The sequence below is a fragment of the Arthrobacter sp. AB6 genome, from assembly GCF_031844545.1.
In the GTDB taxonomy this organism is placed as follows: Bacteria; Actinomycetota; Actinomycetes; order Actinomycetales; family Micrococcaceae; genus Arthrobacter.
This window is the reverse complement of record NZ_JAUZVL010000004.1, coordinates 81,180-105,453: the sequence shown is the minus strand read 5'-3', so window position 1 is coordinate 105,453 and position 24,274 is coordinate 81,180. Positions and strand designations below refer to the sequence as shown.

Below are 24,274 nucleotides of genomic sequence, written 5' to 3'. Positions count from 1 at the left end.
GACCCCGCCCGCGCATTCCGGATCCCACCCCTGGACCCGCTACGTGGCCATGGGCGATTCCTTCACCGAGGGCATTGGAGACCCCGAACCCTCAAGCCCGGGCGCGTTCCGCGGCTGGGCAGACAGGGTGGCGGAGGAGCTCAGCCGCACCAAGCCGGACTTCGCCTACGCAAACCTGGCGGTGCGCGGCCGGCTGCTGCAGCAGATCGTGGACCAGCAGCTCGCTCCGTGCCTTGCGCTGAAGCCCGATCTGGTCACCCTTTCCGCCGGCGGCAATGACCTGCTGCGTCCGGGCGGGGACCCCGACGCCCTCGCCGAGAAGCTCGACTCGGTGGTCCAGATCCTGGCCATGGGCGGTGCCACCGTGGTGCTCTTCAATGGTCCGGACACCGGCACTTCCGTGCTCGGCAGGATCCGCAGCAAGGTTGCCATCTACAACGAAAACCTGCGGACCGTCGCCGCCAGGCACGACGCCGTGATCGCGGACATGTGGTCCCTCCGCCAGCTCAGCGATCCCCGGATGTGGGACCAGGACCGGCTGCACTTCTCCCCCCTGGGCCACCACACCATCGCCGCCATGGTGCTGGACTCGCTGAACGTGGAGCACACGCTGGAGCCGCTTCAGCCCAAGCCGTTTCCGCCACGGACGTGGCGCGAGGCGCGCTCGGGCGACCTGGTGTGGGCCCGGCAGTACTTCGTGCCGTGGGTGCTTCGGCGGCTGCGCAACCAGTCCTCCGGTGACGGCATCACCGCGAAACGGCCGACGCCGGGCCCAGTCTTCGGGCCGGGCGTTCCGTTGGGTTCCGGCGAGGGCCCACTGGGCAGCACCGAGGCTGCCCGGCGATAGCGCAGGTTTCCGGGATAGGGCATCAGGCAGCGGATTAGCTGGCAATGGACATGGAACCGGACGCGGCAGTGCGGCTGCGGCTTCATGCCCAAATGCTCCGGGAACCCGCCGCCCCCTCGCCGGAGGCCGCACTGCGGAGCCTGCTGGCCCTTCAGGCGCAGGAGTTTCCCTATGCGAGGTGGAGCCTGGCGCAGCGCGTGTCAGGCACCGCCAATCCACCCGTTACCGCCTTGGACATCGAGCAGGCCGTGGCCGACGGCCGGATACTGCGCACGCACATCCTCCGGCCAACCTGGCATTTTGTCCACCGGGAGGACCTCCGGTGGCTCCTTGCATTGTCGGCGCCCCGGCTTGGGCAGGCCAATGCCCCAACCTACCGCCGCACCGGCATTGACGCGGCAACGGCCGCCCGCAGCGCGCAGGTCCTGGCCCGGGCAGTCGAGGACGGAAACCACCTTCCGCGCGAAGGCCTCGCCGAAAAACTGCGGGAAGCCGGGTTTGCGGCCAAGGGCCTGGAGCTCGCCTACCTGGTCATGCACGCCGAAATCAGCGGCGTCCTGGTGAGCGGAACGCCGGTGCGCAGCGCCGGGGGTGCCCTAAAGCAGACGTATGCGCTGTTCGACGAACGGGTTCCGGCCGGACCGGAGCCGGGCCCCACCCGCGCGGAAGCGTTGGCTGAATTAGCCCGGCGCTACTTCACCAGCCGTGGTCCCGCCACCGTCAAGGACTGCGCGGACTGGTCGGGTTTGACAATGACGGAGGTGCGGGAGGGCCTGAAACTCACCCTGGCGGCACAGCCCGCAACGCTCGCCGAAACGGCGATTGACGGCGTCGTGCACTACCACCGTGCAGACGCCGCCGTTCGCCCTGCCGGCACTGCAGCGGAGGCCGGGCCACGGATCGACCTGATCCAGTGCTACGACGAATACATCATGGGCTACTCCGCTACCCGGCACTATATGGGCGGTGGCGTCCCGGCCTTCCCCTTCCAAGGCCAACCGATGCACGTGGTTTTGCTGGACGGGCGGATGGTGGGGTCCTGGCGGCACACGCTGCTTCCCCGCAGGTGCGAGCTTGATATCCGGCTCCCTGGTCCAGGTGATTCTCCGGGACCGCCATTGCCGGCGGCAGTGTTGTCAGCCGCAGTCCAGGAGGCCGTGGACCGGTACGCCGCTTTCCTCGCGCTCCCGGCCGTCCGCGTCCGCTACGGGGCTAAGCTGGAAGGACACACATGAGAGGCACGGCACCGTGAGCAACTTGTTTTTCTGGATCATCATTTTGTCATTCCTGATCCCGATGGCCATGCGGATGTACCGGAAGTCCGTGGCCCGCCGCAACCAGGATCAAAGCTTCTCCGGACGGTACCCCGAACAGTCCCCGGGCGGCGGAATCTTCCCCGGCTCCAACGGCCCGCAGAGCAAGCAGCCCCGGGACGGCTTCACCCAGCAGGACTACTTCAGCGGCGGATTCCGCCAGCTTGACCGGCCCGCGCCGCTCCCGCCGATGGACCAGCAGTTTCCGCCGTACGGCCAGCCCCTGCCGCCCGTACAGCCGGCCCCGCACGCAGAAGCCCCGCAGCAGCCTGCGGCCCCGGCGACTCCCCCGCCGCCGTCGGCCCCGCAGGGCTACCGCGCCCGCAAGCTTGCCGAACTTGATGAGAAGTACAGCAACGGGGAACTTTCCGTGGAGGAGTACATGACCCGCCGCGGCGAAATCATGAACGGCTAGCCTTCCCGCAAAAGCAACGCGGGGTCACTTCATGCCCGATATCCGGTCTCGGACGGGCGTGAAGTGACCCCGCGTTGCTGTTTCGGGATGCCGCTGGTTTCAGTCCACCTGCGGGAAGCCCAGGTCAATCACGGACGTGGCAGGGTCCGGCCACCGCGTGGTGACCACCTTGCCCCTGGTGTAGAACCGGATGCTCTCCGGCCCGTACATGTGCGTGTCCCCGAACAGCGAGTTCTTCCAGCCGCCGAAGGAAAAGGTGCCCACCGGTACCGGGATGGGCACGTTGACGCCCACCATGCCCGCCTCGACGTCGAACTCGAACTGCCGGGCGGCGCCGCCGTCGCGGGTGAAGATGGCAACCCCGTTGCCGAACTCGTTGTCGTTGACCAGGCGGACGGCGTCGCTGTAGGTGTCCACGCGGACCACGGACAGGACGGGGCCGAAGATTTCGTCGTCGTACACCTTCATTCCCGGCTTCACGTGGTCCACCAGGCTGACGCCGATGAAGAACCCGTTTGAATCGAACTGCTGCGAGCGCCCGTCAACAACCACCGTGGCGCCCTCGTTTTCAGCACCTGCCACGTAGGAAGCAACTTTGGCGCGGTGTTCGGCGGTGATCAGCGGGCCCATCTGCGAAGCAGGGTCGGTGCCCGGACCGATCTTCAGGGTGGCCATCCGGGTTTTGATGGCCGCGACGAGGTCGTCGGCGATATTGCCGACGGCGACGAGCACGCTGACCGCCATGCAGCGCTCACCCGCGGAGCCGTAGGCCGCCGAAATGGCCGCGTCCGCTGCCATGTCCAGGTCCGCGTCAGGCAGGACCACCATGTGGTTCTTGGCGCCGCCCAGGGCCTGGACCCGCTTGCCGTGGTCCGCTGCGCGCTTGTAGATCGACTGCGCGATGGGCGTTGAGCCCACGAAGCTGACGGCTTTGACGTCCGGGTGCTCGAGCAGGACGTCCACAGCCTCCTTATCGCCCTGGACCACGTTCAGCACACCGGCAGGCAGGCCCGCCTCCGCGAAGACCTCCGCGATGAACACGGCTGAGGAGGGATCCTTTTCGCTGGGCTTCAGGAGCACGGTATTGCCGCAGGCCAAGGCACTGCCGATCATCCAGAGCGGCACCATGGCCGGAAAATTGAACGGGGTGATGCAGGCAACGACTCCCACAGGCTGCCTGACGGAGTGGACGTCCACGCCGCTGGACACCTGCTCTGCGCGTTCGCCCTTGAGCATGTGGGACAGCCCGGTGGCGAACTCGATGTTCTCCAGGCCGCGGGAAATCTCCCCTTCAGCGTCGGAGAGTACCTTGCCGTGCTCGCTGGTGAGGATGGCCGCCAGCTCAGGCTTCCGCTGGGTGAGGATCTCGCGGACGCGGAAGAAGATGTTGGTCCGCTTGGCCAGGCTCGTTGCCCGCCAGGCCGGCAGCGCGGCCTTGGCAGCGGCAATGGCTTCCTCCACCCGGGCCGCGGAAGCCAGGGCCACCTGCTTCTCCTGTTCCCCGGTGGCGGGGTTGAAGACGGGGCCGAAGCGTTCGGCGTCGGCAATGCGGTTGCCGTTGATGTAATGCGGAATGGTCTGCATGATGTCTCTCTTCTACTTTTCTGAATCCAGCGAGCCGTCAACGAGCTTGATGATCATGGAGCAGTCCTTGCCGGACTCGCCTGCGTCAATGAGGCGCTGGTAGAGCTGCTGGACGTGCTTGCCGATTTCCAGCGGCGTGCCGGTGTCCTCGGCAGCGCTGATGGCCAGGCCGATGTCCTTGTTCGCCAGTTCGGCCGTAAACGTCGGTTCGAAATCGTTGTTGGAGGCGGCAGTGGGGACCACGCCGGGTACGGGGTACCAGGTGCGCAGGGCCCAGCTGTCGCCGGAGGATACGGAGGCGATGTCCCAGAACACCTTCTTGTCCAGGCCGAGCCGGTCCGCCAGCACGGCTCCCTCGGCGGTGGAGGCCAGATTGATCAGGAGCATCAGGTTGTTGCAGATCTTGGCCGCCTGGCCGGTGGTGGCTCCGCCGGTGGGGATGATGTTGGCGGCCATCGGTCCGATGTAGGTGGTGGCGTCGGCCACGGCTCCCGGTTCACCGCCCACCATGAATGTCAGTGTCCCTGCCTTGGCGCCGCTCATCCCGCCCGAGACGGGGGCGTCCACGAAGCGGAAGCCGGCGGCAGCGGCGGCGTCGTGCAGTTCCTTCGCTGCGGCGATATCGATGGTGGAGGAATCCACCAGCAGTGTGCGGGCGTCGGCATGCGCCAGCACGCCATCCCCGCCCAGGTAGACGGCCTTGGCGTGCTCGCCCTTCGGAAGCATGGTGAAAACGACGTCCGCTCCGGCCACGGCCTCGGCGATGCTCCCTACCGGCTTCACCCCTCCGGCCTCCGCTGCGGCGAGCGCGGCAGGGTTGAGGTCAAACCCCCGTACGTCGTGCCCTGCCTTCGCGAGGTTCCCGGACATGGAACCGCCCATGTTTCCCAACCCGATCCAACCGACAACTGCCATGGCATAAGCTCCTTTGCTGTGCATCCGGCCGAGGGCGGCCGGGAGGTCCGTGTCCACCATCACACCCTGCTACAGTGCAATCAAGGGGAAAAATCACAGATGGTATGTGCACTGATGCACACGAATGAAAGGCATGCGGTGGCGCGGCTTCCAAGTCCGGACGACCTGCTGATTCTGTTGACCGTGGCCCGGCTGGGGCGTTTCAACGCCGTCGCTGAAACGCTGGGCACCACGCACACCACCATCTCGCGCCGGATCCTCGCCCTGGACAAGCAACTGGGCGGACGGACCCTGGAGCGCAGCCCGCATGGCTGGGAGTTGACGGAACTCGGCGCGTCGGCCGTCGCTGCGGCGGAGACTATTGAGGAAACTCTGGGGTCGCTGGCCGCCGTCACGGGCCAGGACCGGGACGCCCTGTCCGGCATGGTGCGCATCAGCACCTCCGACGGCTTTGGCGCCGAATTCGTAACGCCTGCGCTGGTCCGGCTCCAGCAGCGGCACCCGAAGCTGGATGTGGAGATGCTCAGCGCCACGCGCAAGGTCAGCCAGAACCGTTCCGGCGTGGACCTTGAGGTGGTGGTGGGCCGCACCGACGTGAGCAACGCGCAGACCATCTTCCTGACCAACTACTTCCTCAGGCTCTACGCCAGTCCCGCCTACGCGGCCGCCCGCGGCCTGCCGGAAACGCCCGACGGCGTGGGGCAGCATGGCTTCGTCTCTTACGTCGAGTCGGCCCTCCAGGTTGCCGAACTGGGCCACCGGTCCTCGCAGCTGCCGACGCCGAAGTCCAGCTTCCAGGCCACGAGTATCTTTGCCCAGGTTGAGGCGGTGCGCCGCGGCGGAGGCATCGGGCTGCTTCCCAACTTCATGGTGGCGCGGAACCCTGAATTCGTCCCGGTGCTCCCCGACGCCTTCGAACGCCAGATGCCCATCTGGGCGGTGGCCCGGCCGGAATCGCTGCGGTCCGCCCGGGTGCAGGCCGTGATTACCGCCCTCAAGGAGGAAGTGGCGGAGCGCCAGGAGCTGCTGGCAGCATAGGCTCCGGGCGCCTTGGGCCTGTTCAGGCCCGGAATAGCCGCCTGACCACCTGACCCGCGGCGAGCGCGTCGAGGCCTTCGTTGATCTCGTCAAGCGGCCGGGTGTCTGTGTGAAGGAGCTCAACGGGAAGCCTGCCCTCGCGCCAATATTGCAGGTACAGCGGAATGTCCCGCTCCGGCACGGCATCACCCATGTAGGAACCGAGCAACCGTTTCCCCGCCCCCGCGAACTGGAGCGCGGGGACCGTCAGTTCCGCGGTGGGGTGCGGCAGCCCCACTGAGACGACGGCGCCGCCGCGCGTCACGTGCTCCAGGCACGCAGCGATGACCCGGGCTGATCCCACGGCTTCGACGGCGATGTCCACGCCGTCACCGGTGGCTTCGGCAATCAGCCGGGGGGCGTCGTCGGGGGTTCCAACGGCGGTTGCGCCGCACTTCAGGGCGAGCCCGTGCTTGCCCTCGTTAGGATCGATGGCAATCACGGCGGATGCTCCCGCGAGCGCCGCGGCCATGACGGCCGAAAGGCCCACGGCGCCGAGCCCGAAAACGGCCACGGCCTGGCCGGGCTGGGCAGCCGCCGTGTTGAGCACGGCCCCCATTCCGGTGAGCACGGCGCAACCGAACATTGCGGCAACCGTGTCCGGGACGTCGTCGTCAATAGCCACCACGGATTCCCGGGCCACCACGGCGTAGTCGGCGAAGGCCGACACCCCCAGGTGGTGGTTGATCCGCTCCCCCGCCGGCGTCCGCAGCAGGGCCTCGCCATGCAGGAGGTCCCCCGATCCGTTGACCTCCGCCGCACGGTGGCACAGCGCGGGACGGCCAGCCCGGCAGGCACGGCAGCCGCCGCAGCTGGGGACGAACACGAGGACCACGTGGTCTCCCGGGGTGACGTCGGTGACGCCTTCGCCGACGGCGTCCACCCGTCCCACCGCTTCATGTCCCAGCGCCATGGGAAGCGGCCTGACGCGGGACCCGTCCACCACAGACAGATCGGAGTGGCAGAGGCTCGAATACGTGATGGTCACCCCCAGCTCCCCGGCCCGGGGTTCGGGGCGCTCAAGCTCCTGGACCGCCAGTGGCTTTGCCTCGGTGTAGTTGGTGCCGGACGGGACGGTGGCGTAAAGAACTGCTGCTCGCATGGCGGGTCCTGACGTCGAAGTGATGTGGGGCTGGCATGCGGCTGCCCGGACCTGCGATGGGCGGGTCCGGGCAGCTGCGGTGCATGGGTGTTGTTCTGTCCTGCCGCTGCTACTTCTTCTGGGCGGCCAGGAGGTCTGCCGTGCCCTTGGCATCGGCGGCGTCGACGTCGTGCAGGGAGATGCCGCGCGTTTCCTTGAGGAAGAAGACCGAAAGCCCTGTTACCACGCAGGCGCCCAGCAGGTAGAACGCCACCGGAACGGAGGACTTGAAGCTGCCCAGCAGGGAGCTGGCGATGATCGGCGCGAGCGAACCGGCCACGATCGAGGTCACCTGGTAGCCGAGGGAAACGCCCGAGTACCGCATCCGGGTGGGGAACATTTCCGCCATGATGGACGGCTGGCCGGCGTACATGAGCGCGTGGAACAGCAGGCCGATGGTGATGGCCGCCAGGATCATCATTTCGTTGGCGGTGTCCATCATGGGGAAGGCGAAGAAGCCCCAGGTTCCGGCGAGGATGGCACCGGCCATGTAGACGGGACGGCGGCCGAACGAATCGGACATCTTGCCCACCAGCGGGACGGCGCAGAAGTGGATGAAGTGGGCAACCAGCAGCAGGAGCAGGATGCGGGACGTGTCGGTCTGGACGACGACCTTCAGGTAGGTGATGGAGAACGTCACCACGAGGTAGTACAGGATGTTCTCCGCGAAGCGCAGGCCCATGGCGGTGAAGACGCCGCGCGGGTACCGGCGGAAGACCTCGGCCACGCCGTAGCCCTTGTGCTCAACCGTGACTTCCTTGCGTGCCTCGATGAAGATCGGCGCATCCTGGACCTTGGTGCGGATGTAGTAGCCGATGATCACGATGACTGCGGAGAGCCAGAAGGCCACGCGCCAGCCCCAGCCGAGGAAGGCTTCCTGGGACAGGGTGGAGGACAGGGTGAACAGCACACCGGTTGCAAGGAGGTTACCCATGGGAACCGCCGACTGCGGCCAGCTGGACCAGAACCCGCGGGACTTGTTGGGGCTGTGCTCGGCCACCAGCAGCACGGCGCCGCCCCATTCGCCGCCGACGGCGAAGCCCTGCACGAAGCGCAGGAACACCAGGAGGGCCGGGGCCCAGTAACCGATTTGGGCGAAGGTGGGCAGGCAGCCCATGAGGAAGGTGGCAACGCCCACCAGGATGATGCTCAGCTGCAGCAGTTGCTTGCGGCCGAACTTGTCACCGAAGTGGCCGAAGACGATGCCGCCGATGGGGCGGGCAACGAAACCTACGGCATAGGTGACGAAGGCGGCGATGATGCCGTCCAGTTCCGTCCCTGAATTGGGGAAGAACATCTTGCCGAACACCAGCGTGGCGGCCGAGGCATAGAGGAAGAACTCATACCACTCAACCACGGTGCCGGCCATGGAGGCCGTGACCACTTTCCTCAGGCCTGTGGCCTTGACGTCGGTTTCCTCTGGCCGCCGTGCGGCGGAGCTTTCCGTGCTCATTAGTGAACTCCTTCGGCGTCGTCTTCGACACCACTGGGACAGGCTGTGGCGGGTGCGTGTGATTTTGGACACGAACCGCCGGGTCCCAACGAGTATGGACCGCTTGGACGCCGAGCTCAACGGCGAATCATGCAGAGGCTGTCTGCAATAATGCACATTCCGCGGCGCCGGGGCGCGATGTTATGCCGAAAGGTGCTCCCGCAGCTGGCTGCCCAGCTGGCCGATTTCGGTGAGGAAGCCGTCGTGTCCGATGGGCGCCTCGATGAGGTGGACGTCCACGTCCCCGGGGAGTGCCCGCGCCAGCTCGCGGGATTGGGACGGGAAGTAGAGCCGGTCTGAATCCACGGCAGCCACAAAGAAGCGCGCCCCGGAGCGGGCCAGGGCCTGCTCGAGCGGCCCGCGGCCCCGGGACACGTCATGGCTCATGAGGGCCTCGGTGATGGCGATGTAGCTGTTGGCATCGAACCGCCGGACCAGCTTGTTGCCCTGGTGGTCCAGGTAGCTCTCCACCTGGTAGCGTCCGCGGGCAGCGAGCCGGTCACCCTGGAACGGGGATTCGGGGGCCTGCGGCGCGCGGCCGAACCGTCCATCCAGCTCCCCCGGGGAACGGTACGTGATATGGGCGATCCGCCGCGCCAGGGCAAGCCCGTCCTCCGGGAAAGGACCGCCGTAGTAGTCGCCGCCATTGAAATTCGCGTCCTGGCGGATGGCGAGGGTCTGTGCCTGGGCGAAGGCAATCTGCTCGGCAGTACTGGCGGCCCCCACGGAGATGACCGCGCAGCGGTGCACGCGGTCCGGGAACGTGATGGCCCATTCCAGGGCTCGTGCCCCGCCCATGGAACCGCCCAGCACGGCAAACCAGCTCCCGATCCCCAACTGGTCGGCCAACCGGGCTTCCGCTACCGTGCTGTCCCGCAGGGTCACGAGTGGAAAGCGCGAACCCCAGGGCGTTCCGTCCGGCGCGGGCGAGGACGGACCGGTGGACCCGTAGCAGCCTCCCACTATGTTGATGGACACCACGAAGAACTTGTCCGTGTCCACTGGCGCGCCGGGGCCGGCCAGCTGTTCCCACCAGCCTTCTTCGTCCGTGTCGCCGCGGGTCACGTGGGTGCTGCCGGTCAGGGCGTGTTCGATCAGGATGGCGTTGCTGCCGTCCTCGTTCAGGGTTCCCCATGTCTCGTATGCGAGGACGACGTCCGGCAGGTAGCCGCCGGCCTCGAGCTGCAGTCCCCCGATGGAGGCATAGCGGACAATCCCATGTTCGGGAACGGTAGTACGGGCGACGGTAACCGTCATGGCAAGACCTCTTCTACGCGCTTGCCCGCCGTCGAATGACCGGCAGGCCAGGTCTTCACCCGGGGCACCCCACCGCGGAAGGAGGGTTGCCGGCCAGCAAGCCGGGGCTGTCACTGGCACTCATGACCTGGTTCGAGTGTACGAAACAGCCCCTGCCTGCCGCCAAGAGTGTGACTGGTTGTGACTTCCCCGGCTTGCCGCCGTGCTGGGCGGCCGGGTGCTGCTAGGCTCCGGTTGCCTCCTTGGCAGCACGGAAGCCGGCTTCCAGGTCCGCCAGGATGTCGTCAATGTGCTCGATCCCCACCGACAGCCGCACCAGGCCCGGAGTGACCCCGGCCACCACCTGCTGCTCCGGAGAGAGCTGGCTGTGGGTGGTCGACGCCGGGTGGATCACCAGGGAGCGGACGTCGCCGATGTTTGCCACGTGGGAGTGCAGTTCCAGCGCGTCCACGAATCGTTTGCCGGCTTCGGCTCCGCCGGCGAGGTTGAACGACACAATCGCGCCGGTGCCCCTGGGCCCGTACTTGCGGCCCCGCTCGTACCACCGGCTGGAGGGCAGGCCGGCGTAGGCGACGGACTCGACGTCGTCACGCCCTTCCAGCCACCGCGCCACTTCGAGGGCGTTGGCAACGTGACGTTCCACCCGAAGGCTCAAGGTTTCCAGGCCCTGGGCGATCAGGAAGGCGTTGAAGGGCGACACTGCCGAGCCCAGGTCGCGGAGAAGCTGGACGCGGGCCTTCAGGATGTAGGAGAGGTTGGCGCCCAGGGCCCCGTCCTTGCCAAGGTCCCGGGCATACACCAGTCCGTTGTACGTGGGGTCGGGGGTGTTGAAGCCCGGGAATTTGGCAGGGTCCTGGCCGAAGTCGAACTTTCCGGAGTCCACGATCACCCCGGCGATCGCGGACCCGTGGCCGCCCAAGTACTTCGTAGCCGAGTGGACCACGATGTCCGCTCCCCATTCCAGGGGCCGGATCAGGTACGGGGTGGACAGGGTGTTGTCCACGATCAGGGGCACGCCGGCATCATGGGCGATGCCTGACACGCCCTCGATGTCCAGGACGTCCTGGCGGGGATTGGACACCGCTTCGGCGAAGAACAGCTTGGTGTTTGGCCGGACCGCGTCACGCCACTGGTCCAGATTGTCCGGGTCCGCCACGAAGGTCACGGAGATTCCGAACTTCTTCAGGGTGTGGGCGAAAAGATTGTACGTTCCGCCGTACAGGCTGGGGCTGGCAACGATGTGGTCCCCCGCCTCGGCGATATTAAGGACAGCCAAGGTCTCGGCTGCCTGTCCTGAACTCAGCAGGAGTGCTCCCAACCCGCCTTCAAGGCTCGCGATCCGCTGTTCCACGGCGTCCTGGGTGGGATTGCCGATGCGGGTGTAGATCGGCGCCAGTTCAGCAAGGGCAAAGCGGTTGGCGGCGCTTTCCGCACTGGGGAACACGAAGGACGTGGTCTGGTAGATAGGGAGCGCACGGGCGCCGGTGGCACTGTCCGGCTCCTGCCCTGCGTGGATCTGGCGGGTTTCAAAAGACCATCCGTTGGACAACTAAGGCTCCTTTGACATGGGCCCGGCATGCTGGAAGCGTCGCGGGCCGCGCTTGCCGCCCGGCCGTTGCCGGACAGCCAGGTCCTCACCCGGGGCACCCCACCGCGGATGGAGGGTTGCCGGCCAGCGAGCCGGGGCTTGGCGCTGGCACTCATGACCTGAGCCCAGTGTAGGAACAGCTCGCACCGACGTCACGAGTATGACTGGGTGTGACTTCCGCACGGGGTCAAACCAAGAAAATCAACTGCCTTCCTCAGATTTGCGCAAGGTCCCCGCAGGATCTCTTGAGGTTTGGCGTCCGCCGCCTCCGCTTCCGATAGATTGAGCTTCGGAATCTTCACTAGCCTGTTTCTCTATTCAGAGAAGGAACAAAATTCAATTGCCCCAGCCCTTTCTCCTGGCTCGCCACGCATTCCTTTCGTCTGTCGCGCTTTGCCTCATCAGCCTGGCAGGTGGGATCGTGGCGCCGCCCGTGGCAGCCGCGACCCCGACAGCCCCCCACGAAAGTGACAGCGGGCGCTACATCGTCCGATTCGCTTCTGGAACTGATGTCCGTGGTGAGGCGCGGACCCTGCGGGCCCAGGGAATCGAAGTGAGCCGCACCTTCGAAACGGCATTCCAGGGGGCTGCTGTCCGGGCGACACCAGGGCAGGCCGCCGCTGTTGCGCGTTCCGGACGGGCTGTGGCCGTGGAACCTGACCACATCATCAAAGTCTCCGAGACACAGCTAGACGCTCCCTGGGGACTTGACCGCGCCGACCAGCAGGCACTTCCCCTCTCCGGGACGTATACGCCCCCTGCCACCGGACTGGGTGTCAGCGTCTACGTAGTGGACACCGGGGTCCTTGCCTCACACGTCGACTTTGGCGGCCGGGTTGCAGCAGGATGGAGTGCAATGGCTGATGGACTGGGATCAGGCGACTGCAACGGCCACGGAACGCACGTTGCAGGAACCGTCGCTGGCCATGTCTATGGTGTCGCAAAATCGGCCACCGTCATTCCGGTGCGGGCACTCGCCTGCGACGGCTCAGGCCTCTACTCGGACGTAATCGCAGGCCTGGAGTGGATTGTAGGACAGCACCGGGAGGGAGCTCCCGCCGTGGTCAACCTCAGCATCGGCGGGCCAGCCAGCAGTACGCTCGACGCGGCGGTCCAAGCTGTCATTAAGGACGGGGTCTCCGCGGTCGTCGCTGCGGGGAACAGAGCCACCGATGCCTGCTCCGCATCCCCGGCCCGCACGCCAGATGCGGTAACGGTGGCAGCCAGCGATACATCCGACAGGCACGCCCCATTCTCCAACCATGGAAGCTGCGTGGATCTCTACGCTCCGGGGGTGGGCATCAAAGCTGCTTGGCACACCTCCCCTAATAGCACGGCTGCGCTTAGCGGAACATCTATGGCTACACCGCATGTGGCTGGCGCGGCAGCACTTCTGTTGTCCGGAAACCCACGGCTGACTCCTGCACAAGTGGCTGAGGCAGTCATCGCCTCAGCTACAATGAGTCGCATTGCTGGAACCAGTCTCGGAACGCCAAACCGTTTGCTGCATATCGCACCAGCGGTCGAGAGCAACATCACGTCCGGTGCGGGCAGCTTCTCGTCCCAGATACCTTTCAGGCAGCTAGACACCCGCAACGGTACCGGAGGAACCACCGGCCTCGTCGCCCCCGGCGCCACAATCCGCGTGCCCGTAACCGGACGCGGCGGCATCCCGGCCACCGGAGTGTCAGCCATCGCAGTCAACGTCACCGTCACTTCCCCAACCAGCGTCGGAAACATCACCGTCCACGCCGGCGGCACAACCGCCCCCGGGACCTCCAACCTGAACTTCACCCCCGGCCAAACCACCCCCAACCTCGTCATCAGCCCCGTAGGCACCGACGGAACCATCGCACTGACCAACAACTCCAGCGGCACCGTCCACCTCATCGCCGACACCTCCGGCTACTACATCGACGGGACACCCTCAAATCCGGGAGCGTTCTCGTCCCAAGTACCTTTCAGGCAGCTAGACAGCCGCAACGGTACCGGAGGAACCACCGGCCTCGTCGCCCCCGGCGCCACAATCCGCGTGCCCGTAACCGGACGCGGCGGCATCCCGGCCACCGGAGTGTCAGCCATCGCAGTCAACGTCACCGTCACTTCCCCAACCAGCGTCGGAAACATCACCGTCCACGCCGGCGGCACAACCGCCCCCGGGACCTCCAACCTGAACTTCACCCCCGGCCAAACCACCCCCAACCTCGTCATCAGCCCCGTAGGCACCGACGGAACCATCGCACTGACCAACAACTCCAGCGGCACCGTCCACCTCATCGCCGACACCTCCGGCTACTACATCGACGGGACACCCTCAAATCCGGGAGCGTTCTCGTCCCAAGTACCTTTCAGGCAGCTAGACAGCCGCAACGGTACCGGAGGAACCACCGGCCTCGTCGCCCCCGGCGCCACAATCCGCGTGCCCGTAACCGGACGCGGCGGCATCCCGGCCACCGGAGTGTCAGCCATCGCAGTCAACGTCACCGTCACTTCCCCAACCAGCGTCGGAAACATCACCGTCCACGCCGGCGGCACAACCGCCCCCGGGACCTCCAACCTGAACTTCACCCCCGGCCAAACCACCCCCAACCTCGTCATCAGCCCCGTAGGCACCGACGGAACCATCGCACTGACCAACAACTCCAGCGGCACCGTCCACCTCATCGCCGACACCTCCGGCTACTACATCGACAAATAAATCGGCGGGAGCTTCTTCCGACCCCACCCCGCCCGCAGGCACCGCCGGGATCAGAAGTCTCCAGTTAGGATTACCTAAGCTGAGAGGCCGATCACAAAGTGCCAAGATGTTGGCATGCGCATGGATCACGTCTCTTACGCCTGTGAACACGATGGCCTGGCTGCCACCACCGAACGTATTTCCTCTGCCCTCGGCGTTGAGGCAGTGAAGGGCGGGGTACACCCGCGGTTCGGAACCCGGAATATGATCATCCCGCTCGCGGGGCACAAATACCTTGAGGTGGTGGAGGTCCTGGACCACCCCGCTTCCGACAAGGCCCCTTTCGGGCAGGCTGTGCGTGCACGGTCTGCCGCGGGCGGCGGCTGGATGGGCTGGTGCGTCGAGGTGGACGACCTCGCTCCCTTTGAGGAGCGGCTGGGCCGCTCCGCCGTCAACGGCAACCGCAAGTTCCCTGATGGCCGCGAACTGGTCTGGAAGCAGATCGGCATCCTGGGCCTGATTGCCGACCCCCAGGTTCCGTACATGCTCAAATGGGAGGGGGATCCGTCCCTGCACCCGTCCAACGCCTACGAGAGCAACGTCAAGATGAGCTGCCTCACCATTGCCGGTTCCGCGGCCCGGGTTACGGAGTGGCTGGGCGAACCGGTCGAAAAGCCGCTGGAGGACGTCGCCGTAGAGTGGGTGGCGCCGCACGGAACTCCCGGGATCCTCTCAGTAACGTTCGAGACCGGCAACGGAGCCGTCACCATCTGACCCGCACTCCTGGCCTTCGGCCGCCATCAGCACGTGACAAAGGCGTCACCTGCCGATGGCGGCCGAATCCATTTCTCCGGCTCTCTGACGCCCGGACCCTTAAATGTCGTAGGCCGTTGCCATGATGGCTGTATGGGGAAAGCGGCGGTGGAAAAGGCGTTTGAGGACATCAATGCCGCTCTTGCCGTGCTCAATGCGGAGGCGGATGGGTGCGGTTCGGAACCTTTCTCGGCTGCTGATCCCTTGGCCGGGCTGGCTGACGGGTGCCTGGACATCCTTGCCGGCTCCCGGGAGGCGGAGGCCCGGTTCGCAGGCCTGAAGGCCCGTGCTGCCGCGAAGTATGCGGACACCGCCCGGGCCATAGCGCCGGACGCGCCGGTGCAAGCGCAGGAAGTGGCCATCGCTGCGGAAATCGGCAGCCTCCTGGCCGTCGGTTCCCGGGCTGCGGGTTCATTCCTGGCGGCAGCCCACGCCCTGACCAAGGAGTTGCCGCTGACACTCTCGGCGCTGCAGACCGGGACAATCTCGTGGCAGCACGCCACAGTCATGGTGGACGAAGCCGCCACCCTTGACCCCGCAGGCGCCGCCGCCCTGGAAGCCCACTTCCTGGACCCGGACACAGCAAGACCAGCCACGGCCGCCCCGATCGGCGAGATGCCCGCCTACCGGTTCCGGGCCAAAGCCCGGACCTGGCGGGAACGCCACCACGCCGACTCCATCGAAAAACGCCACGCCAAGGGTATGGCTGACCGGCGGGTCGAATACCGGCCCGACCAGGACGGCATGGCCTGGCTCGCCGCCTACCTGCCCGCCCACCACGCCTCCGCGATCTGGAACCGGCTCACCGCCATCTCCCGGGGCCTGCAGGGACCTGCCGAGGCCCGCACCCTCACCCAGCTCCGGGCCGACACCTTCACCGAAGCGGTCCTCAACGCAGGGCTCCTCACCAGCTGCACCACCAGCGGAGGCAACGGGACTGCCTCGCCCCGGGCCGAGGTCCTGGTCACCGTGCCCGTGTTCTCCCTGCTGGGCCTGACCGGGGAACCGGCCATGCTGGACGGGTACGGGCCCATCCCGGCGTCCATGGCCCGGGACCTCTTCGCCGACGGTGCGAACTCTTTCTACCGGGTGCTGGTGGACCCGCGGGACGGGGCGCCGCTGGAAATCGGCCGCACCAGCTACCGGGTCAGCAAGGCGATGCGGAACTGGCTCAGGCTAAGGGACGGCAAATGCCCCTTCCCCGGCTGCAGCAACCACTCCCTCGACAACGAAACCGACCACCTCCTCGCCTGGCACAAAGGCGGCACCACCGGGGTATCAAACCTCGGACAGCCCTGCCCGAAACACCACAAACTCCGGCACACCAGCGCCTGGAAACCCACCCCCGCCACCAAAACCGAACCACCCGGCTGGACCTCACCCACCGGCCGGATCTACAAGAGCGAACACCAGGACTGGGAACCACCCCGCTGGCCCCAACAATCAGGGTCCGTGACTAGCGAATCAGAAGCCGTGACCGGCAGACCGCCGGACTATGCCTACCTCGGGCTGTCCCCGGGAGAAGAAGCCATGGAACGGTTCCTGCACGCCCCGCCCGCCTGACCGCGTGCCGCCGTCGTCCTTCTCGTATGCCGTCCTGCTCGTATGCCGTCCTGCTTGTATGCCGTCCACGTCGCATCCCGCCCCGCATGCCTACCGTGTGCTGTCCGGGCGCCTAGCCCAGTCCTACGGCCTTGCCAAAGAGGCTGAAGCCTACAAAAGCGACGATATCCAGCAATGCATGGGCAATGACAAGCGGCATCACCCGCCGTGTCCGGGTATACAGCCACGCGAAAACCACACCCATCACGAAATTCCCGAGGAAGGGCCCGAACCCCTGGTACAGGTGGTAGCTGCCGCGCAGCAGCGAGCTCACCACTATGGACAGCGGCACGCTCCAGCCGAACTTTGCAAAGCGGTTCAACAGGTACCCCACCACGATGACTTCCTCCACCACCGCATGGCGCATCGCGGACAGGATGAGCACCGGCACCGTCCACCAGTACGCGTCCAGCGCGCTGGGAATAATGGCCGTCGTGATTCCCAGCGCCCTGCCGGCGGCGTAGAGCCCAAGGGACGGGATGCCGATCAGTGCCGCCAACCCCAGGCCTTGGAGCAGGTCCCGGCCCGGGCGGGCGAAGTTGAAGCCCAGTTTCTGGAAAGCAGAACCAGAGCTGGCGCCGTCACCCGATGCGGCCTGTCGTTGGTCGCTGAGGAAGTAGATCACCAGCATCACCGGCACCAGCGCAAAGAATATATCCAGCAGCTGGTACGTCAGGTCAAAGTATTCGCGCGTGCTCTGGGAGCGGTTGAGTGTGGAGGTGCCTTCCACCAGCGGCGCCCGGGTCATCTTGTCCAGGAGCTGCACCACCGAGTACACCGCAGACTGCCCCAAGGACAGGCCCAGGACAATCCAGACTTCGAGCCGCAGTCGGCGGCGGGAGGGAACCAGCATGTTCCCATCTTGCCTTCAGTTTCTGGATCCGGGCTGATTACCGCTTAGTGTCCTGTACCCGTCAGCGTCCTGCCTGCGCCGGAATGGCCGGGAGCCGAACAGCCCCTTGCCTCAGCTGCCGGCGACGATCACTTCGGTGCCGTTGGCCTCGAACGCTGCCTTGTCCCGGGCGGAAATCCCGGCGTCGGTGATCAGCCGGGTGAAGTTGTACCCGTCCATGGTGGCGAAGGCGCGCACCCCTACTTTGGAGGAGTCAGCCAGCACGTAGGAGACGCGCGCCCTGCTGGCGAGCAGGGCGTTGACCGAGGCTTCGCCCTCCCCCGTGTTGGTTGGCCCCACTTCGGGATCGATGCCGTTGACGCCGATAAAGGCAATGTCCAGCACCACCTTCTGCATGATGATGTCCGTGTACGGCCCCACCAGTTCGTACGAGCGGGGGTTGAGGATGCCCCCGGTGACCATCACCTTGATGTTGGGCCGGACCGCCAGCTGCCCTGCGATGTTGATGGCGTTGGTCACCACCGTCAGGGTGGGCTGGTTGGACGGCGCGTTGAGGTCCTCGCGGGTGGCCAGGATCTGCGCCAGGGCGGTGCTGGTGGTGCCGCCGCAGAGGCCGATCACGGCCCCGGGGGCAATCAGCGCAGAAGCGGCCTGGGCGATCTGTTCCTTGGCCTCGGCATGGTCGTCGCGGTTGTACCGGCCCGGCAGGTCATAGGCGAGGGCTCCCGTGGTGGCGCCGCCCCGGGTCCTGGTGAGCAGCCGCCGCTTGGCAAGACTGTCGAGGTCCCGCCTTGCGGTGGCAGGCGAGACATTGAGCGTACTGACGATCTCGTCGACCTCCACCTGGCCGGTCTTGGCCAGGAGGTCAAGGATTGCCGTCAGACGGTCGGTGCGGGTCATGCAAGGCCTCCAAAAGCTCCCGCCACCGGGCTGTGATGACGTTTTCTGATCATAACAGAACCCTAATGATCACCTAACGTCAGTTGATCGGCCACGAGCTACCGCTCCCGCCGGCCGGCCCGCCATACAGCGTACGTCAGGGGCATGCCAGGCCGGTAGGCGAGATGGGTGGCCGAGGGCGCGTTCAGCAGGTGCAGGTCCGCGCGGTGTCCGACGGCGACCGACCCCACCGCACGCTCGCCGTCGGCGTCGTTGCCTTTGTCCTTGTGGAGGGCCAAGGCGCCGCCGTACGTCGCGGCACGGACGGCTTCATGGACGCTGAGCCGCATCTGCAGCACCGCAGTGGTGACACAGAATGCCATCGAGCTTGTGTAGGAGGTGCCTGGATTGCAGTTGGAGGCGAGGGCCACCTGGACCCCGGCATCCAGCAGCTCCCGCGCGGGCGCAAGTGGCTGGCGCGTGGAGAGGTCGCACGCCGGCAGGCAGGTTGCCACGGTTCCGCGCGTCCCCGTCCCGCTGCCGGCATCCCAGCCGCCCCAGGTGCCGGCCAGCGCATCCACATCCTTGTCCGCGAGGTAGTTCACGTGGTCCACGCTGGCTGCTTCGAATTCAACGGCAAGCTGCACGCCCGGGCCTTCGCCGAGCTGGTTCCCGTGGACCCGCAGCCCCAGCCCCGCATCACGGCATGCCTGCAGGACCCGGCGGGACTGCCCGGCCGTGAAAGCCCCTTCCTCGCAGAAAACATCGGCCCACTGCACGTAGGGCCGGACGGCGGTGAGCATGGGGCCGCACACGAGGTCCGTGTAGGCATCCGGGTCCTGCCCGGAAGGGACCAGGTGCGCCCCGAGATACGTCACCTGGTCCGCCACGGTGGAAGCTATGCGGGCACTTCGGGCCTCGTGCTCCACGTCGAGGCCGTAGCCGGTCTTCGTCTCAAGGTAGGTGGTCCCCTGCGAGACGGCCTCGGCCACGCGGCCCAGGGCCAGGCGGGTGAGGTCGAAATCGGAGGTGGCACGGGTGGCGTTCATGGTCACCGCAATCCCGCCGGCCGAGTAGGACTCCCCCGCCATCCGCGCCTCGAACTCTGCCGTCCGATCACCGGCAAACAGCAGATGGGTATGGGAATCCACCCAGCCGGGAAGCAGGGCCCGGCCGCCGGCGTCCACGGCGTCGTCCGCGGCCGGGGCATCGGCTGCTGGACCGATCCAGGAGATCCGCTCACCTTCGACCACCACTGCGGCGTCCGTCAGGACCCGGTGCTCCAGGTCCTGCGTCATCAGCTCGGCGATATTGGTGATCAGCGTACTCATACAGCCATTGTTCAGCGCCGGACGGACCAGCGGGTGGCCGCCAGGGCCTGCGCTGTCCGGGATGCCGGACCATCCGTGCCGGCTGCGGCACCCGCACCGCCCTTGCCGGCCAGGATCTGGGCGGCCGCGAGCTCAGCCATGGCCGAAGAGGTCTGGAAACCGTAGCCGCCCTGGCCGGCCAGCCAGTAGAAGCCGGGCGCTTCGGCGTCGAACCCTGCCACGGGGACGCCGTCGGCAGCTTCCGTCCGCAACCCTGTCCACGCCCGGCGGATGTCCTTGATCCCGAGGGTGGTCACCTGGTTCAGCCTGCCCACCAGCCGCTCGATGTCCCCCGGCCGCGGACGGGCGTCCTCCGGCCCGCTCGGTTCCGATTCAGATGGCGAGATCAGCACATCGTCCCCATCCCGGCGGAAATAGAACGTGTTGTCCGCTGCCGCCACCATGGGACAGCGTTCAGGCAGGGGATGTTCGACGGCGGCAATCGCCGCGGTGCGCCGGTACGGCTGCAGCCCCAGCTTCTCCACACCGCTGATGACGGCGAACTCGTCCGCCCACGCTCCGGCGGCGTTGACCAGGACGCCCGCCTGGAAGCCCTCCGTCCCGGCACCCACCTGCCAGCCGGAGCCAAGGCGCTGCGCGGTGTGCACCCTGGCGCCAGTGATGATGTCCGCTCCGGCAGCCGCAGCGCGCTGCCGGTGGTCCTCCAGGAGCAGTGGCGCATCGCATCCGTAGGACCCGGCGTCCAGTCCTGCCGCCTGGAATGTGCCGGGGACCAGCGCCGGGCACAGTTCCAGCGCTTCAGCGGGCGTGATGGGCTGCATGTGCCCGCTGGCTTCGGCTGCCACTACTTCCTCGGAGCCGATCAGCATGAAGCTGCGCGGCGTAAGGACTGGCCGGGGCAGCTCGGCATCCCGGGCGGCAATCAGCTCAAGTGTCCGCACGGTCAGTTCCTGGACAACCGGCGGGCCGTAGCTGGGGATGAACTGGCGGGCCGAGCGGGAGGAAGTGTGGTACGCCAGCTCCTGCTCAGCCTCTACCAGCGCCACGCTGCAACTGTCCGCCAGCGCGGACGCCAGGGACAGTCCGGCAATGCCGCCGCCCACGATCAGGACATCGTAATGTGCTGCCATTTCTCCATCCTCGCAGAGTTGGTGCCCGGCCTTTCCTGTCTTAGCCTGCCACTTCCGCCCGGCTGGCGACGAAGGCACGCACGCAGGCTTCGACGTCGTCCGCTGAATGCGCAGCTGAAAGCTGCACCCGGATACGGGCGGCACCCCGCGGAACCACCGGAAAGCTGAACGCGGTGACGAAGACGCCATGCTGCAGCATCCGGTCAGCGACCTTGGCAGCCATCACGGCGTCGCCGAACATGACCGGAACAATGGCATGCTCGCCGGGCAGGAGGTCAAAGCCCTCCTCCGTCATCTGGCGCCGGAACAGGGCGGCGTTTCCGAAGAGCGTGCGCCGCAGGTCCGCCGAGTTCTCCACCAGGTCCAGCGCCTTGATGGTGGCGGCGACGATCGCGGGGGCCAGCGAATTGGAGAAGAGGTACGGGCGGGCCTTCTGCCGGAGCATTGCCACCACTTCGGCGCGGCCGGACACATAGCCCCCGGATGCTCCGCCCAGCGCCTTGCCGAACGTGCCGGTGTAGATGTCAACGCGGTGCGAAACTCCTGCGTGTTCGGGCGTTCCGGCACCGGTGGCGCCCATGAAGCCTACGGCGTGCGAGTCGTCAACCATCACCATGGCGTCGTACTTCTCGGCGAGGTCGCAGATGGCTTCAAGCGGGGCAAGGTAACCGTCCATGGAAAAGACCCCGTCCGTGACGATGACCTTGCGGCGGGCGGGCTGGTCCTGCGTGGAAGCCTCCACAAGCTTCGCCTCCAGGTCCGCCATGTCCTGGTTCGCGTAACGGTAGCGCTGCGCTTTGCAGAGGCGGATGCCGTCGATGATGGACGCGTGGTTCAGGGCATCGGAGATGATGGCATCCTCCGGCCCGAACAGGGACTCGAACACCCCGCCGTTGGCGTCGAAGCAGCTGGAGAACAGGATGGTGTCCTCGGTGCCCAGGAACCGGGAGACGCGGGATTCAAGGGCCAGGTGCAGGTCCTGGGTGCCGCAGATGAACCGCACGCTTGCCATGCCGAAGCCGCGTTCATCCATGGCGTCCTTGGCCGCGCGGATGATGTCCGGATGGTCCGCCAGGCCAAGGTAGTTGTTGGCGCAGAAGTTCAGCACGTCCGCGCCCTGCTGCCCCATCTGCCCGGCGGTGATGTGGCTGGACTGCGGGGAACTGATGCTGCGTTCTGTCTTGAAGAGGCCCGCGCTGCGGATGTCCTCCAGCTCTGTGCGCAGCTGGTCCTTGATCGAGGTGTACATGGCGTTCCTTAGAGTTGGGTCCAGTCGAGGACAACTTTGCCACCTGTGCCGCTGCGGGCAAGGGCGAAGCCTTTTTCCCATTGGCCGGCAGGCAAGGTGTCAGTAACGACGGCGGAAATTCCGGCGTGCAGTACGGGGTTGGAAGAGAGCATGGCGCTCATGGCGTACCAGGTCTCATACATTTCGCGGCCGTAAATGCCTTTGAGCGTGAGCATGTGGGTGACCACCTTGCTCCAGTCGATGATGATGTCCTGGCTGGGCAGCCCCAGCATGGCGATCCTGCCGCCGTGGTTCATGTTGTCGATCATCTCGGGCAGCGCGCCGGGGTGGCCGGACATTTCCATTCCGATGTCAAAGCCCTCGCGCATTCCCAGGCTGCGCTGGGCGTCGCGGACGCGGGTGGTGGAAACGTCGATGGCAAGGTCGGCGCCCAGCTGGCGGGCAAGCTCCAGCCGGGGGCGGGACACGTCGGTAATGGCGATCTTGCGGGCACCGGCATGGCGGGCGACGGCGATGGCCATTAGCCCGATGGGGCCGGCGCCGGTAATGAGGACGTCCTCGCCCACCAGGGGAAAGCTCAGCGCCGTATGCGTGGCGTTGCCGAAGGGGTCGAAGATGGCGCCGAGCTCCGGGGTGACCGAAGGGTCGTGGTGGACCCAGACGTTGGTCTCGGGAATCACCACATACTCCGCGAAAGCGCCGTCCCGCTGCACGCCTACGCTCACGGTGTGGATGCACATCTGGCGCCTGCCGGCCCGGCAGTTGCGGCAGATGCCGCAGACAACGTGGCCTTCGCCGGACACCCGGTCGCCCACCTTGACGTCGCGGACGTCTTGGCCAGTCTCCACTACTTCACCGTAAAACTCATGGCCGGGGATGAGGGGAGCTTCAATGATCCCCTGCGCCCAGGAGTCCCAGGACTGGATGTGCAGGTCCGTGCCGCAGATCCCGGTGGTCATGACCCGGATCTTCACGTCCGCGGGGCCGGCCTCGGGTTCGGGGCGCTCCACCAGTTCGAAGCCCGCCTGTGGGCCGGCCTTGTACAAAGCCTTCATCGGCTTCCTCACTCTTTGTCTGTCTCTGGCATGTCCTGCCTTCCCCATTACAGCGAGGGGAAAGCTTTAGCACAACAGTGGAATTCTCAATCGACGATGTAGCTTGCCTAATGCGTAGACTGGCGGGATGGAAATCCACCAGCTTGAAATCCTCCGGGAACTCGGCGCCTTGGGAAGCGTCAAGGCCGTGGCCGATACCCTCATGGTCACCCCGTCCGCCGTCTCCCAGCAACTGGCGCTGCTGCAGCGGAAAATCGACGTTCCCCTCACCCGCAAGGACGGCCGCAACCTGGTCCTTACCGAGGCAGGCCAGGTGCTGGCCGACGCCGGGGCAGCCGTCGTCAGTGCCATGGCCGACGCCCGGGGCGCCATCGGGAACTATCACGGCTCGTCGGCCGGGCGGGTGACCCTGTGCGGGTTCCACAGTGCCGGCCAGGCGGTGTTCGCTCCGTTGGCGCGGATCCTTGACGCCCCGGGCCAGCCGCGCATAGAACTCTCGGATGAGGACGTTGCCCAGCAGGACTTTCCCGCCCTGACCGCACGCTATGACCTGGTGCTCGCCCACAGGATGGACCACAGCCCGCGGTGGCCGGCAGAGCGCGTCACCGTGATACCACTGGCGCACGAACCGCTGGATGTGGCCTTGCCGGCCGGGCATCCCCTCGCGGCCAAGGCTGCGGTGACGGCGGACGACGTCGGCGGCGAGGCCTGGGTGACCAGCCACACCGGTTACTCTCCCGCCGACGTGCTGTCCGCCGTCGCCGCGGTTTCCAGCCGTGAGCCGAACATCGTCCACCGGATCAACGACTACTCCACGGTGGCGGCCCTGGTTGCTGCCGGCGGAGTGGTGGGCCTGCTCCCGAGGTACACCGCCGGCCCGGTGCTCAACCCGGACATCGTGCTGCGGCCGCTGGCTGGCATCAGCACCCGGCGCCGGATCGACCTTTTGGCCCGGCCGGAGAACCTGAAGCGCCGTTCGGTCACGATCGTCTCCGAGGCGCTGCAGAAGATCATGGCCGGGCTGGTGGAACGGGGCTGACCCAACTAGGTAGCGCT

At 66.6% G+C, this 24,274-nt stretch carries 20 protein-coding genes and 2 riboswitches; of the genes, 8 read left to right on the top strand and 12 right to left on the bottom strand.

The genetic code is table 11. The features are described from left to right. Positions 1-49: 49 nt before the first annotated feature. From Q9R30_RS04445 to Q9R30_RS04435, 3 genes are read left to right on the top strand one after another with little or no spacing between them, the layout of a single operon-like run. Positions 50-847 (top strand): SGNH/GDSL hydrolase family protein, encoded by a 798-nt coding sequence (locus tag Q9R30_RS04445; protein WP_396136695.1) that lies wholly within the window; start codon positions 50-52, stop codon positions 845-847. Positions 848-891: 44 nt separating this feature from the next. Continuing rightward, positions 892-2,082 carry a winged helix DNA-binding domain-containing protein gene (locus tag Q9R30_RS04440; protein WP_311216895.1) on the top strand — a complete coding sequence of 397 codons (1,191 nt, stop codon included), beginning with the start codon at positions 892-894 and terminating at the stop codon, positions 2,080-2,082. Positions 2,083-2,095: 13 nt separating this feature from the next. Continuing rightward, positions 2,096-2,575 (top strand): hypothetical protein, encoded by a 480-nt coding sequence (locus tag Q9R30_RS04435; protein ID WP_311216894.1) that lies wholly within the window; start codon positions 2,096-2,098, stop codon positions 2,573-2,575. Between the two features lie 99 nt (positions 2,576-2,674). Here the strand turns inward: Q9R30_RS04435 and Q9R30_RS04430 are convergent, their stop codons facing one another. Continuing rightward, positions 2,675-4,159, bottom strand: a complete 1,485-nt coding sequence (locus Q9R30_RS04430; RefSeq protein ID WP_104997327.1) for a CoA-acylating methylmalonate-semialdehyde dehydrogenase — start codon at positions 4,157-4,159, stop codon at positions 2,675-2,677. 12 nt (positions 4,160-4,171) lie between these two features. Next, entirely contained in the window at positions 4,172-5,074 is a 903-nt protein-coding gene (gene mmsB, locus Q9R30_RS04425; RefSeq protein ID WP_104999666.1) for a 3-hydroxyisobutyrate dehydrogenase, read from the bottom strand. 114 nt (positions 5,075-5,188) lie between these two features. On the opposite strand from mmsB, the gene Q9R30_RS04420 reads away from it, so the two are divergent. Beyond that, positions 5,189-6,112, top strand: coding sequence for a LysR family transcriptional regulator (locus Q9R30_RS04420; RefSeq protein ID WP_311216893.1), 924 nt, complete (start codon positions 5,189-5,191; stop codon positions 6,110-6,112). Positions 6,113-6,134: 22 nt separating this feature from the next. Here Q9R30_RS04420 and Q9R30_RS04415 read toward each other — a convergent pair whose 3' ends face one another. The 4 genes from Q9R30_RS04415 to Q9R30_RS04400 form a co-directional block, all read right to left on the bottom strand. Further along, the gene (locus Q9R30_RS04415; RefSeq protein WP_104997325.1) at positions 6,135-7,253 is read right to left on the bottom strand and encodes a zinc-dependent alcohol dehydrogenase family protein; all 1,119 of its coding nucleotides are present in this window, start codon (positions 7,251-7,253) and stop codon (positions 6,135-6,137) included. 109 nt (positions 7,254-7,362) lie between these two features. Further along, the gene (locus Q9R30_RS04410; RefSeq protein WP_104997324.1) at positions 7,363-8,745 is read right to left on the bottom strand and encodes an MFS transporter; all 1,383 of its coding nucleotides are present in this window, start codon (positions 8,743-8,745) and stop codon (positions 7,363-7,365) included. Between the two features lie 180 nt (positions 8,746-8,925). Continuing rightward, positions 8,926-10,041 carry a homoserine O-acetyltransferase gene (locus Q9R30_RS04405; RefSeq protein ID WP_104997323.1) on the bottom strand — a complete coding sequence of 372 codons (1,116 nt, stop codon included), beginning with the start codon at positions 10,039-10,041 and terminating at the stop codon, positions 8,926-8,928. 12 nt (positions 10,042-10,053) lie between these two features. Then, positions 10,054-10,169: riboswitch (SAM riboswitch) on the bottom strand. Between the two features lie 95 nt (positions 10,170-10,264). Beyond that, positions 10,265-11,590, bottom strand: a complete 1,326-nt coding sequence (locus Q9R30_RS04400; RefSeq protein ID WP_311216892.1) for a bifunctional o-acetylhomoserine/o-acetylserine sulfhydrylase — start codon at positions 11,588-11,590, stop codon at positions 10,265-10,267. Positions 11,591-11,633: 43 nt separating this feature from the next. Further along, a riboswitch (SAM riboswitch) is annotated at positions 11,634-11,749 on the bottom strand. Positions 11,750-12,182: 433 nt separating this feature from the next. Here Q9R30_RS04400 and Q9R30_RS04395 point away from each other — a divergent pair. The 3 genes from Q9R30_RS04395 (at position 12,183) to Q9R30_RS04385 (ending at position 16,682) form a co-directional block, all read left to right on the top strand. Next, positions 12,183-14,327 (top strand): S8 family peptidase, encoded by a 2,145-nt coding sequence (locus tag Q9R30_RS04395; RefSeq protein ID WP_311216891.1) that lies wholly within the window; start codon positions 12,183-12,185, stop codon positions 14,325-14,327. Between the two features lie 114 nt (positions 14,328-14,441). After that, positions 14,442-15,080, top strand: coding sequence for a VOC family protein (locus Q9R30_RS04390; protein ID WP_104997321.1), 639 nt, complete (start codon positions 14,442-14,444; stop codon positions 15,078-15,080). Between the two features lie 132 nt (positions 15,081-15,212). After that, the gene (locus tag Q9R30_RS04385) at positions 15,213-16,682 is read left to right on the top strand and encodes a DUF222 domain-containing protein (RefSeq protein ID WP_311216890.1); all 1,470 of its coding nucleotides are present in this window, start codon (positions 15,213-15,215) and stop codon (positions 16,680-16,682) included. Between the two features lie 112 nt (positions 16,683-16,794). Here Q9R30_RS04385 and Q9R30_RS04380 read toward each other — a convergent pair whose 3' ends face one another. The 6 genes from Q9R30_RS04380 to tdh form a co-directional block, all read right to left on the bottom strand. Further along, the gene (locus Q9R30_RS04380; protein WP_311216889.1) at positions 16,795-17,574 is read right to left on the bottom strand and encodes a CPBP family intramembrane glutamic endopeptidase; all 780 of its coding nucleotides are present in this window, start codon (positions 17,572-17,574) and stop codon (positions 16,795-16,797) included. 111 nt (positions 17,575-17,685) lie between these two features. Further along, the gene (locus Q9R30_RS04375) at positions 17,686-18,474 is read right to left on the bottom strand and encodes a DeoR/GlpR family DNA-binding transcription regulator (protein WP_104997318.1); all 789 of its coding nucleotides are present in this window, start codon (positions 18,472-18,474) and stop codon (positions 17,686-17,688) included. A gap of 98 nt (positions 18,475-18,572) precedes the next feature. Further along, positions 18,573-19,784 (bottom strand): imidazolonepropionase, encoded by a 1,212-nt coding sequence (gene hutI, locus Q9R30_RS04370; protein WP_104997317.1) that lies wholly within the window; start codon positions 19,782-19,784, stop codon positions 18,573-18,575. A gap of 11 nt (positions 19,785-19,795) precedes the next feature. Next, positions 19,796-20,914, bottom strand: coding sequence for an FAD-dependent oxidoreductase (locus Q9R30_RS04365; protein WP_311216888.1), 1,119 nt, complete (start codon positions 20,912-20,914; stop codon positions 19,796-19,798). A gap of 40 nt (positions 20,915-20,954) precedes the next feature. Further along, positions 20,955-22,163 carry a glycine C-acetyltransferase gene (locus tag Q9R30_RS04360; RefSeq protein ID WP_311216887.1) on the bottom strand — a complete coding sequence of 403 codons (1,209 nt, stop codon included), beginning with the start codon at positions 22,161-22,163 and terminating at the stop codon, positions 20,955-20,957. Between the two features lie 8 nt (positions 22,164-22,171). Further along, positions 22,172-23,218, bottom strand: coding sequence for an L-threonine 3-dehydrogenase (tdh, locus tag Q9R30_RS04355; RefSeq protein WP_104997314.1), 1,047 nt, complete (start codon positions 23,216-23,218; stop codon positions 22,172-22,174). Between the two features lie 127 nt (positions 23,219-23,345). On the opposite strand from tdh, the gene Q9R30_RS04350 reads away from it, so the two are divergent. After that, positions 23,346-24,257 (top strand): LysR family transcriptional regulator, encoded by a 912-nt coding sequence (locus tag Q9R30_RS04350; protein WP_104997313.1) that lies wholly within the window; start codon positions 23,346-23,348, stop codon positions 24,255-24,257. Positions 24,258-24,274: the final 17 nt, after the last annotated feature.

What these genes read in the sequence shown, in the direction of transcription:
- Q9R30_RS04445 (WP_396136695.1), top strand. Translation starts at nt 50, where the DNA reads ATGGGCGATTCCTTCACCGAGGGCATTGGAGACCCCGAACCCTCAAGC.
- Q9R30_RS04440 (WP_311216895.1), top strand. Translation starts at nt 892, where the DNA reads ATGGACATGGAACCGGACGCGGCAGTGCGGCTGCGGCTTCATGCCCAA.
- Q9R30_RS04430 (WP_104997327.1), bottom strand. Translation starts at nt 4,159, where the DNA reads ATGCAGACCATTCCGCATTACATCAACGGCAACCGCATTGCCGACGCC.
- mmsB (WP_104999666.1), bottom strand. Translation starts at nt 5,074, where the DNA reads ATGGCAGTTGTCGGTTGGATCGGGTTGGGAAACATGGGCGGTTCCATG.
- Q9R30_RS04420 (WP_311216893.1), top strand. Translation starts at nt 5,189, where the DNA reads ATGCACACGAATGAAAGGCATGCGGTGGCGCGGCTTCCAAGTCCGGAC.
- Q9R30_RS04415 (WP_104997325.1), bottom strand. Translation starts at nt 7,253, where the DNA reads ATGCGAGCAGCAGTTCTTTACGCCACCGTCCCGTCCGGCACCAACTAC.
- Q9R30_RS04410 (WP_104997324.1), bottom strand. Translation starts at nt 8,745, where the DNA reads ATGAGCACGGAAAGCTCCGCCGCACGGCGGCCAGAGGAAACCGACGTC.
- Q9R30_RS04405 (WP_104997323.1), bottom strand. Translation starts at nt 10,041, where the DNA reads ATGACGGTTACCGTCGCCCGTACTACCGTTCCCGAACATGGGATTGTC.
- Q9R30_RS04390 (WP_104997321.1), top strand. Translation starts at nt 14,442, where the DNA reads ATGCGCATGGATCACGTCTCTTACGCCTGTGAACACGATGGCCTGGCT.
- Q9R30_RS04385 (WP_311216890.1), top strand. Translation starts at nt 15,213, where the DNA reads ATGGGGAAAGCGGCGGTGGAAAAGGCGTTTGAGGACATCAATGCCGCT.
- Q9R30_RS04380 (WP_311216889.1), bottom strand. Translation starts at nt 17,574, where the DNA reads ATGCTGGTTCCCTCCCGCCGCCGACTGCGGCTCGAAGTCTGGATTGTC.
- Q9R30_RS04375 (WP_104997318.1), bottom strand. Translation starts at nt 18,474, where the DNA reads ATGACCCGCACCGACCGTCTGACGGCAATCCTTGACCTCCTGGCCAAG.
- hutI (WP_104997317.1), bottom strand. Translation starts at nt 19,784, where the DNA reads ATGAGTACGCTGATCACCAATATCGCCGAGCTGATGACGCAGGACCTG.
- Q9R30_RS04365 (WP_311216888.1), bottom strand. Translation starts at nt 20,914, where the DNA reads ATGGCAGCACATTACGATGTCCTGATCGTGGGCGGCGGCATTGCCGGA.
- Q9R30_RS04360 (WP_311216887.1), bottom strand. Translation starts at nt 22,163, where the DNA reads ATGTACACCTCGATCAAGGACCAGCTGCGCACAGAGCTGGAGGACATC.
- tdh (WP_104997314.1), bottom strand. Translation starts at nt 23,218, where the DNA reads ATGAAGGCTTTGTACAAGGCCGGCCCACAGGCGGGCTTCGAACTGGTG.
- Q9R30_RS04350 (WP_104997313.1), top strand. Translation starts at nt 23,346, where the DNA reads ATGGAAATCCACCAGCTTGAAATCCTCCGGGAACTCGGCGCCTTGGGA.